Source organism: Aminobacter sp. AP02, from assembly GCF_003148805.1.
Classification (GTDB): domain Bacteria; phylum Pseudomonadota; class Alphaproteobacteria; order Rhizobiales; family Rhizobiaceae; genus Aminobacter.
Genome location: NZ_QGGX01000049.1, coordinates 1 through 8,654, shown reverse-complemented (window position 1 = coordinate 8,654; position 8,654 = coordinate 1). Strand labels below are relative to the sequence as shown.

The following is an 8,654-nucleotide window of genomic DNA, read 5'->3' as shown; positions in this document are numbered from 1 at the left end:
TGACGGTGATCTCGGCACTTTCGGGGATGACGTTGGACGCCGTCCCGCCGTGAATGGTTCCCACCGTCACCACAGCCGTTTCCGTCGGATTGACGTTGCGGGACACGATGGTCTGCAGTGTCATCACCATGTTGGCCGCGACCACGATCGGATCGACCGTCAAATGCGGACGGGAAGCATGGCCACCGCGGCCAGTGATGGTGATCGTGGCGGTGTCGGCGGCAGCCATTAGCGGCCCCGGACGCATGAGAAAGGTTCCTGCCGGCGCACCCGGATGGTTGTGCAGGCCAAAGATCGCATCGCAGGGAAAGCGCTCGAAAAGGCCGTCGGCGATCATGGCCTGGGCACCACTGCCTCTTCCTGCCTCCTCGGCCGGCTGGAAGATCAGATTGACGGTGCCGTTGAAATGGCGCGTGCGCGCCAAATACTCGGCTGCCCCAAGCAGCATAGTCGTGTGGCCATCGTGGCCGCAGGCATGCATCTTGCCCTTCGCCTTACTCGCATAAGGCAAGCCGGTTGCCTCCTGGATCGGCAGAGCATCCATGTCCGCTCTAATTGCGATGCTGCGGCCGCCTTCGCCCTGCTTCAGCCGGCCGACAACCCCGAGGCCGCCGACATTGCGCGTCACCTCATAGCCCCAGCCTTGGAGCCGCTCGGCAACATAGGCGGCGGTTTCGACTTCTTCGAACGACAATTCCGGATGCGCATGCAGATGCCTGCGCGTTTCAACAAGTTTGGCAGTCCCGTCCTCGAAATCCTCAATGCGGGCGAACTGGTTTGAAGTTTGAGACATGAGGCATTCTTCCTTGGTCGGGCCCACCGGTCAGATGAAGCGGCTGAGGAAACTTCTGGTGCGGGGATGCTTGGGGTTGGTCAGGACCTCGGCGGGTGGACCCTGCTCGACCACCACGCCTCCATCCATGAATACGACGCGGTCAGCCGCTTCTTTGGCGAAACCAATCTCGTGGGTGACCACGATCATGGTCAGGCCTTCCTTGGCCAGGTCACGCATCGTCGCCAGAACCTCGCCCACCAGTTCCGGGTCGAGGGCGGAAGTGGGCTCGTCAAACAGCATCAAGCGCGGACGGATCGCCAGCGCGCGGGCAATCGCCACGCGTTGCTGCTGGCCGCCGGACAATTGCCTGGGATAGGCGTCGACCTTCTCGGCAAGCCCGACGCGTATGAGGAGCTCGCGGGCATGGCGAGTGGCTTCAGCCCGATTTTGCTTGTGGACGCCGATCGGCGCCTCGATGACGTTCTCGAGGGCCGTCATGTGCGGGTAGAGATTGAACTGCTGGAACACCATACCAATCTTGCTGCGCTGGGCGGCAATATCGCGGCTGCCGAGCTTGTTCAGCCGGCCGTTCTTGAGGCAGAAGCCGATCTGCTCCTTGTCCACCTCGATGAAGCCCTGGTCGATCGTCTCGAGATGATTGATGCAGCGGAGGAAAGTCGACTTCCCCGAGCCTGACGGCCCGAGGATGACCACCACTTCGCCGGCCGCGACATCAAGGTCGATGCCCTTGAGGACTTCCAGCGGTCCGAATGCCTTGTGGACATCACGGGCGCGGACGAGGACGGTTTCAGACGCGCTCATCGGCAGCTCCCGCAGGTATGGTGTTTTCCTTCTTCCGGTCAGTGGCGGCCACACCGCGTTCGCCACGATTGTAGTAGCGTTCGATGGCGCCCTGTCCGACATTCAGGATCGAGGTGATGAATAGGTACCAAAGCACCGCCACCATCAGCATCGGGATGATCTCGAATGTCCGGTTGTAGATCGACTGGACAGAGTAGAGCAGATCGGCCATGGCGATGACGCTGACCAGCGAGGTCGCCTTGATCATGCTGATCAGCTGGTTGCCGGTCGGCGGCACAATGGATCTCATCGCCTGCGGAATGATGATGCGCCTGAGTGCACGCGCCTTGGTCATGCCAAAAGCTTGCGCCGTCTCGGCCTGGCCCCTGTCCACCGAAAGCAGTCCGCCGCGAATGATCTCCGCCATGTACGCCGCTTCGTTGAGCGCAAGACCAACGATGGCTGCCGTCAGGGGGGTGATGAGATCATTCGTGTCCCAGCTCGCGATTCCGATGGAAATGCGCGGGAACAGGGTCGACATGTTGTACCAGAAGATGAGCTGCACGAGCAGCGGTGTTCCGCGGAAGAACCAGATGAACAGGCCGGCCAGTGAAGACGCCAGGCGATCCTGCGACATGCGTGCAATGGCCAGGATCAGCCCGAGCACAACGCCGATGATCATTGCGACGACCGTGAGGCCGAGCGTCACCCACAGGCCCTGCATGACTGTCGGGTCGAAGAAGTACTGACCGACTACCGGCCAGCCGAAGTTCGGATTGACCGCCACAATGTAGGCGAAGCCGAGAGCGACGGCCAAGGTGATGGCCCACAAGGCCACGCGCGTGAGGGGGAACGGTACGTGCGCGAGTTTTACGTCGCGCAGCGCATCCTCCGTCTGGTTCAGAGCGGAACTGGACATTGGCCCTTACTGCCCCTGATTGATGCCGGGGGTGTCGATAATGTTGTTCTCGAGACCCCACTTCTTCATGATCTGAGCGTAGGTGCCGTTCTCTTTCAGGATCTTGAACGAGTCGAGCAGCACGCCGCCCAGCGGCGAGTCCTTCTTGACGACGGCACCCTGGTAGATGTCCTTGAAGCCGTTAGCCTGCCCGACGGCTGCCAACTCGAGCTGGCCATTGGCCTGCTGTACGAAATAGGTCAGCGGTGCCTGCGAGGAGAAAAAGGCATCAGAGCGCTTCGAACGCACGGCCAGGATCGAGCTGGGCTGATCCGTGAAGGACTGCACCTCGACCGCCGGCTTGCTGGCGCCAACGCATTTCTCGGACTGCTCCTTGATGACCTTTTCCGCCGAGCCGCCCGCCATAACGGCGATGCGCTTGCCGCAGGTTGCATCAAGCGAGGTGATGCCCGAAGGATTGCCCTTCTCGACGGCGAAGACGACATATTCGCGCGCCCAGTCCACAAAGTCGTTGGCCTTCTGGCGATCGGGATAGTCGCCGACCGGCCCCATGGCGAACTGATAGCGTCCAGAATTGACGCCGCTGAGCAGTGCCGGAAGACCGGCAACCGACGCGTGGTCGATGGTTATCCCGAGCAATTCGCCGATGGCCGTCGAGATATCCTTGGTGGCGCCCGTCAGCTCGGTTCCGGTGACGATTTCATAGGGAGGGAACGACCCGTTGTTGACGGCGATCATCTTGCCTGCGTCGCGAATCTCCTGAGGCAGGCGTGCGCGCAGATCGTCGTTCTGGGCCTGCTTCTGGATGTCCTGGGACGAGGCGGTGTTTGCAGCCAGCAGGGCTGCGACCGCAGTCACAATGCAAAGCGATTTCTTCATGATATTCTCCTCCATCGTGTTGGTGAATTGCTTCAGGCAGCGTTCGCCGGAAGCTTTGCTTCAAAGGGGAAAAGCGACTGCGGTGTAAGGTCGGACTTCAGCACGCCCTGCTCGCGCAGTTCGGTGATGAAGTCCCCGATCATTGCGGAATTGGCTTCGAGCCCGCTGTCGTTCCAGCCTGACGGCAGATCGCGTGCCGAACGCAACAATTCATCGAAGATCCAAGGCGTTGTTTCGGCGTATTTGCGCCGCTTGGACGTCCAGGCCCGCTGACTTTCATCGACAAGCCGCGCCAACTCGCCAGGAAGCCAGGGATGCTGCTCGGCGAGCTTTGCCTTAACCGCAACGATATGCATGCCGGGCACATACCCCACCTGGTCGAAATAGGCTTTTTCCGCCGCCGGGAAGTCGGGCAGCAACTGGCGGAAACCTGAACCGTTCTCGAAGTAACCGTCCGGCATGAACGGAGTGAAGACTGCGTCGAGCTCCCCATCCGCAAGGAGCTCCATCATCGGCCGCTCGCCGGGCGCCGCCTCGATACGTCCGGGGCGACCAAAGCCGTCCAACCGGTCGACGATCGGATGAGCCGCCGTCAGGCGACCGGCGATCCAGAATGCTTCTTCAACGCCGACGCCTTCGCGCCGCAGCGCCGCCCGTGTCCAGGTGTTGCCAGAGTCACGCCAGCCGGTGACGCCGATACGCTTTCCGGCAAGGTCCGACAGCCTGGTCAGGGGGCTCGCTTCGGTCGTGATGATGCACCGGTGGCGAAAGCCGCGCATGATGAAGCAGGAAATGCCGACAACCGCATCGATGCCCTCCGCCATGGCTGAGGTGTAGCGGCTGAAGGACACTTCGGCCGCATCATAGACATCGCTCCCCGCAAGGTCGGGGATCAGCGATCCGACCCGGTCGACCTGGAGATCGATGCGTTCCGAGGACACGTCACCCAGGATCAGCGGCGTCAGGTAGTCCCAGTCCCGGGTGGCGATTCTGATCGGAACGCGCATGAAATTCCTCGTGCCGGTGGATTTGACGAAAGCTCCGTAAATGTTTAAGCCGATTGCAGCAAATGTTATTATGACATTAAACATTTAAAGTTGCCTGACATGGTTGATCGATACGATGCTCAATGGTTCGCAGATCGCCTGGGCGATCGTACCTCGCGCGGTATAGCGCTCGAGACCGGGGCGATGATCCGTTCGGGGCTCTTGCCCGTCGGCACCAAGCTGCCGTCGGTGCGTGACCTTGCGTTCAGGCTCGGGATCAGCCCGGCCACGGTTTCCATCGCCTGGGCCGACTTGCGCCGCCACAAGGTCATCGGCGGGCGGGGGCGGAACGGCGCCTGGGTGATGGGCGATCGTTTTGCCCCGCGCCCGACCCGTCTGGTCAGCAGCGGCAATTATGGGCCGGATGTTCTGAACCTCGGCGTTGCGTCGCCGGATGTGCAACTCTTGCCTCGGCTCGAGCAGGCACTCGTGCACGGCGCAAAGGCCAGTCATCTGAACAGCTACGAGCGTGTCCGTATCCTGCCGGAGCTCGAGGCAGTTGTGCGACCGACATGGCCCTATGATCCTGGGGCCTTCCTCGTCACGAATGGCGGATACAACGCCGTCTACACGCTGCTCCATGCGCTCGTAACGCCTGGCGCGCCGGTGGCGATCGAGGATCCGACAGCCTTGCGCCTGCTGGACATACTGGAAGACCTCAATGTTCCGATTATTCCGGTCGCCTGCGACGGCTTGGGACCAATTCCGGAAGCGCTGGTGGAGGCGATGAAGGCAAGTCCCGTCGCGTTCCTTTTTCAGCCAAGGGTACACTCCGTTACCGGAACCTCCCTGACACGAGAGAGACTTGAAGCCTTGGGCGACGTACTGGAAGGCTCGGGTGCGCTCATTATCGAAGATGACGGCGTCGGCGACGTTTCCGAGGCGGCACGACACTCGTTGGGGCGGCGCTTTCCGGACCGTGTCATCCATATCCTATCATATTCGAAGACGTTGGGGCCGGATTTGAGACTGGCCGTACTGTCGAGCTCCGCGAGCGTTGTAGAACAGATCCAATCATATCGGAGCTTCAGCGCCGGTTGGACGAGCCGCATCCTGCAGGCTGCCACGTCCTGGCTCCTGCAGGATGGCGAAACCGAAAATGTAGTGCGCCGGGCACGGGCGGCCTACCGTGAGCGCCGACATGCTCTGGCGGGGGCCTTGTTCGAGCACGGGTTGGAGATCAACGCAGGCGACGGGCTGAGTGTTCTGGTTCCGGTGGAGTCGGAGAACTACGCGCTGATAACCTTGGCCTCGCGCGGCATCGCCGTCAGTGCAGGCTCCAGGTTCTCGACGAAGCCAACCAGCTCCGTTCGCGTCGCCACCAGCGTCCTTCAATTGTCAGAGGTCCATCGCGTTGCCGATGCTATCTCGGCGGCTGCTGCCACGCCGAGATAAGCGCCTCGCAGACCCAGTCACGACAGAAACTCCAATTTTCGGCCGAAAACCCTGCCGAGTAGCTGGACAAACGGCCGGCGCCTCCATTCGAGGCGTTGCACCACCCGGAACGGTCCGCTCATCGCATGATCAGCATTTTTTATGGCAGCAGCGACCGACACTGAATGTCAGGCTCTGGTGCCCCCGCCAGCTTTCCTCAACACTGTTTGGTTATCCGACTTCGCGCAGCGCACTCTGGTCTTTGCGTCGCGGCGCTAGCGGGGCCGGCAGCACACCGTCCGGTTTCGGTCTAGATTTTCGGTTGCTGACATTCAGTTCGGAGTGGGCCGAACCTTTTGTCCGCCGTCGGCTCAAAAGCTAAACCTGTGCACTACTCGCCAAGCTGGTATCTCAATTCAGCAGCGCTGACACCCGAAATGGCGCAGAGCTCGTCGTTGTCAGACGTGTCGCCGCTAATACCGACCGCGCCCAGAAGCACTCCTTCCTTATCGCGAATGAGCACGCCTCCAGGGACCGGCACGATGCGGCCGCCGGATACGGCATTCAGACCCTCGATGAAATGCGGGCGCTCCTTCGCTATCTGGTCAAGCCAGCGCGACCCCATGCCAACGGCAAGTGCGCCGTAGGCTTTGCCTGCGGCAATTTCGTAACGCAACATCGACGCGCCGTCCTGTTTCTGGAAGGCTTTCAGGTGTCCGCCAGCGTCAAGGACCGCGATAGTCAGCGGCTTCAGGTCGTTCGCCGCGGCTTTCGCGAAAGCTGCCTCGATGATGATGTTGGCAGTGGCAAGTGTCAGTTCCGGCATTGCGGCATCCTTCGTGGCTGCTGTCTGAATGTGGCAATGAAGATTTTCCGCTCCAGCACCTGCCAGTGGAATCCTCGCATTGCGGGCAATTAACTCGCCTCGACGCCCCAGACCTGCGGCAGGTAGGTATATGTCTCCCCCACGCGGGCAACAAAGCCGAGCCCGGGAAAAGGTGCGTGGAAATACGCAATGCGCACGTTGCTGCCCGCCACTTCATCGAAGAGCTTCTTGCGAGTGGCGACGGCATCCAGTCCATCGATGTCGAAGATCGCCTGCCAATCTGGATGATGTGCAAAGACAGTCGGGTTGTTTGAGACGTCTGCGACGTAGAGGAGTCGCTCGCCTTGTGACCTGATATCGAAAGCCGTCATCCCTGGCGTATGACCCGGCGCCTTGACCGAAGAGATCCCCGGCAGGATTTCGTCTCCCCAGGCAAATTTCCGAACATTGCCCAGCGCACCAAATACCTTCCTGCACAGCTGAAAGGTCTGCTGCAGTCCTGCGGGCGCACGCGTCATCTGATCGTCGCTCATCCAGAAGTTCCATTCCGGCGCTGGAACGTAGACCGCCGCGCCAGGATAAGCCGGTGTGCCCTCTTTGGTGATCAACCCTGCAATATGATCGGCATGGAAATGACTGATGAGTATGCCGTCGATGTCATCGGCCGAGTAGCCGGCCGCATCAAGATTTGCGCCAATCTTTCCGGTTGTCGCCGGACCGTTCTCGCCAAACCCTGCATCGATGAGGAGAAGCTGGCCATCGCTTTCCACCGCGAATGCAGTGAAGGTCAGGACCAGCTTTCCGGGGCCGAAACCCGCTTGAGAAAGCACGGTCTCGATCGTTGCCTCGTCCACGTCCTTGATGAATCCGCTAGGTCTGTCCCGGACGATAACGCCGTCATGCAGAGCCGTAACCGTGAATTCTCCAACGTGTGTCTTGTAGAAGCCCGGCGGGTGCATCGGCATGCGCCTCTCCTCAGTTTATGTTTCCGACAAAATGCGATTCAGCATCGTCGAGGGCGCCGATCATTGCGCTGTCCGAGCCGCTGCCCACTCAAAGCGCCTTTTCGAGCTCGGGCAGGACAGTGAACAGGTCGCCGACGATGCCATAGTCGGCCACCTGGAAGATCGGGGCCTCTTCGTCCTTGTTGATGGCGACGATGACCTTCGAGTCCTTCATGCCGGCGAGGTGCTGGATCGCACCCGAGATGCCGCAGGCGATGTAGAGATCGGGGGCGACCACCTTGCCGGTCTGGCCGACCTGCCAATCGTTGGGAGCGTAGCCGGCTTCGACCGCAGCACGGCTGGCGCCGACGGCGGCGCCGAGCTTGTCGGCGACGGGCAGGATGACTTCCTGGAACTTCTCCGACGAACCGAGCGCCCGGCCACCCGAGATGATGATCTTGGCCGAGGTCAGCTCCGGACGATCGCTCTCCGACAGCTTGTTCTCGACGAAGCTCGACAGGCCGGGATTTGCGGCTGCAGCAACCGCCTCGACGGCGGCTGAACCGCCCTCGGGGGCTACCTGGAAGGAGGCAGTGCGCACGGTGATCACCTTCTTGCCCCCGGGTGCCTGCACCGTCTGGATGGCGTTGCCGGCATAGATAGGACGCTTGAAGGTGTCCGGGGCGACGACCTCGATGATCTCCGAAACCTGGCCGACGTCGAGCAGGGCAGCGACGCGCGGGGCGACGTTCTTGCCGGTCGAGGTGGCAGCGGCAACGATGGTGTCGTAGTTGCCGGCGAGGCCGACGACCAGTGCTGCCGTCGGTTCGGCCAGGCGCTCTGCCAGTTCTTCGCTTTCAGCGAGCAGAACCTTGCGCACGCCCTTGAGCTTGGCAGCAGCGTCGGCGGCAGCCTTCGCACCCTTGCCGGCGACAAGAACGTCGATGTCGGAACCGATCTTCTGGGCTGCCGACAGCGCCTTGGCGGTCTGGTCCGAGAGCGAAGCGTTGTCGTGTTCGGCGATGAGGAGAATTGCCATGTCTTTGATCCCTTTCCGCTTCGCTTACAGCACGCCGGCTTCGTTCTTGAG

9 protein-coding genes are annotated in these 8,654 nt (G+C 61.3%); 1 reads left to right on the top strand and 8 read right to left on the bottom strand.

Annotated features, from left to right (window positions below; all coding sequences use genetic code 11):
- The 5 genes from C8K44_RS26900 to C8K44_RS26880 form a co-directional block, all read right to left on the bottom strand.
- Nucleotides 1-793, bottom strand: a 793-nt coding sequence (locus C8K44_RS26900; RefSeq protein ID WP_109578821.1) for an amidohydrolase, incomplete at its 3' end; no start/stop codon positions are given.
- A gap of 30 nt (nt 794-823) precedes the next feature.
- Entirely contained in the window at nt 824-1,597 is a 774-nt protein-coding gene (locus C8K44_RS26895) for an amino acid ABC transporter ATP-binding protein (RefSeq protein WP_109578820.1), read from the bottom strand.
- Entirely contained in the window at nt 1,584-2,495 is a 912-nt protein-coding gene (locus C8K44_RS26890) for an amino acid ABC transporter permease (protein WP_067969299.1), read from the bottom strand. The genes C8K44_RS26895 and C8K44_RS26890 overlap by 14 nt, the downstream gene beginning before the upstream one ends.
- A 6-nt stretch (nt 2,496-2,501) precedes the next feature.
- On the bottom strand, nt 2,502-3,374 hold the full coding sequence (locus C8K44_RS26885; protein ID WP_067969681.1) for an ABC transporter substrate-binding protein: 873 nt from the start codon (nt 3,372-3,374) through the stop codon (nt 2,502-2,504).
- 32 nt (nt 3,375-3,406) lie between these two features.
- Complete coding sequence (locus C8K44_RS26880) at nt 3,407-4,381, bottom strand: nitrate ABC transporter substrate-binding protein (protein ID WP_109578819.1); 975 nt, start codon at nt 4,379-4,381, stop codon at nt 3,407-3,409.
- A 99-nt stretch (nt 4,382-4,480) separates the two neighbouring features.
- On the opposite strand from C8K44_RS26880, the gene C8K44_RS26875 reads away from it, so the two are divergent.
- Nucleotides 4,481-5,815, top strand: a complete 1,335-nt coding sequence (locus tag C8K44_RS26875; protein ID WP_109578818.1) for a PLP-dependent aminotransferase family protein — start codon at nt 4,481-4,483, stop codon at nt 5,813-5,815.
- 370 nt (nt 5,816-6,185) lie between these two features.
- On the opposite strand, the gene C8K44_RS26870 is transcribed toward C8K44_RS26875, so the two are convergent.
- From C8K44_RS26870 to C8K44_RS26860, 3 genes are all read right to left on the bottom strand, one after another.
- Nucleotides 6,186-6,620: a heme-binding protein gene (locus tag C8K44_RS26870; RefSeq protein ID WP_109578817.1), complete on the bottom strand. Its 435-nt coding sequence runs from the start codon at nt 6,618-6,620 to the stop codon at nt 6,186-6,188.
- An 89-nt stretch (nt 6,621-6,709) separates the two neighbouring features.
- Nucleotides 6,710-7,585: an MBL fold metallo-hydrolase gene (locus C8K44_RS26865; protein ID WP_109578816.1), complete on the bottom strand. Its 876-nt coding sequence runs from the start codon at nt 7,583-7,585 to the stop codon at nt 6,710-6,712.
- Nucleotides 7,586-7,673: 88 nt separating this feature from the next.
- On the bottom strand, nt 7,674-8,603 hold the full coding sequence (locus tag C8K44_RS26860) for an electron transfer flavoprotein subunit alpha/FixB family protein (protein WP_109578815.1): 930 nt from the start codon (nt 8,601-8,603) through the stop codon (nt 7,674-7,676).
- Between the last annotated feature and the right edge of the window lie 51 nt (nt 8,604-8,654).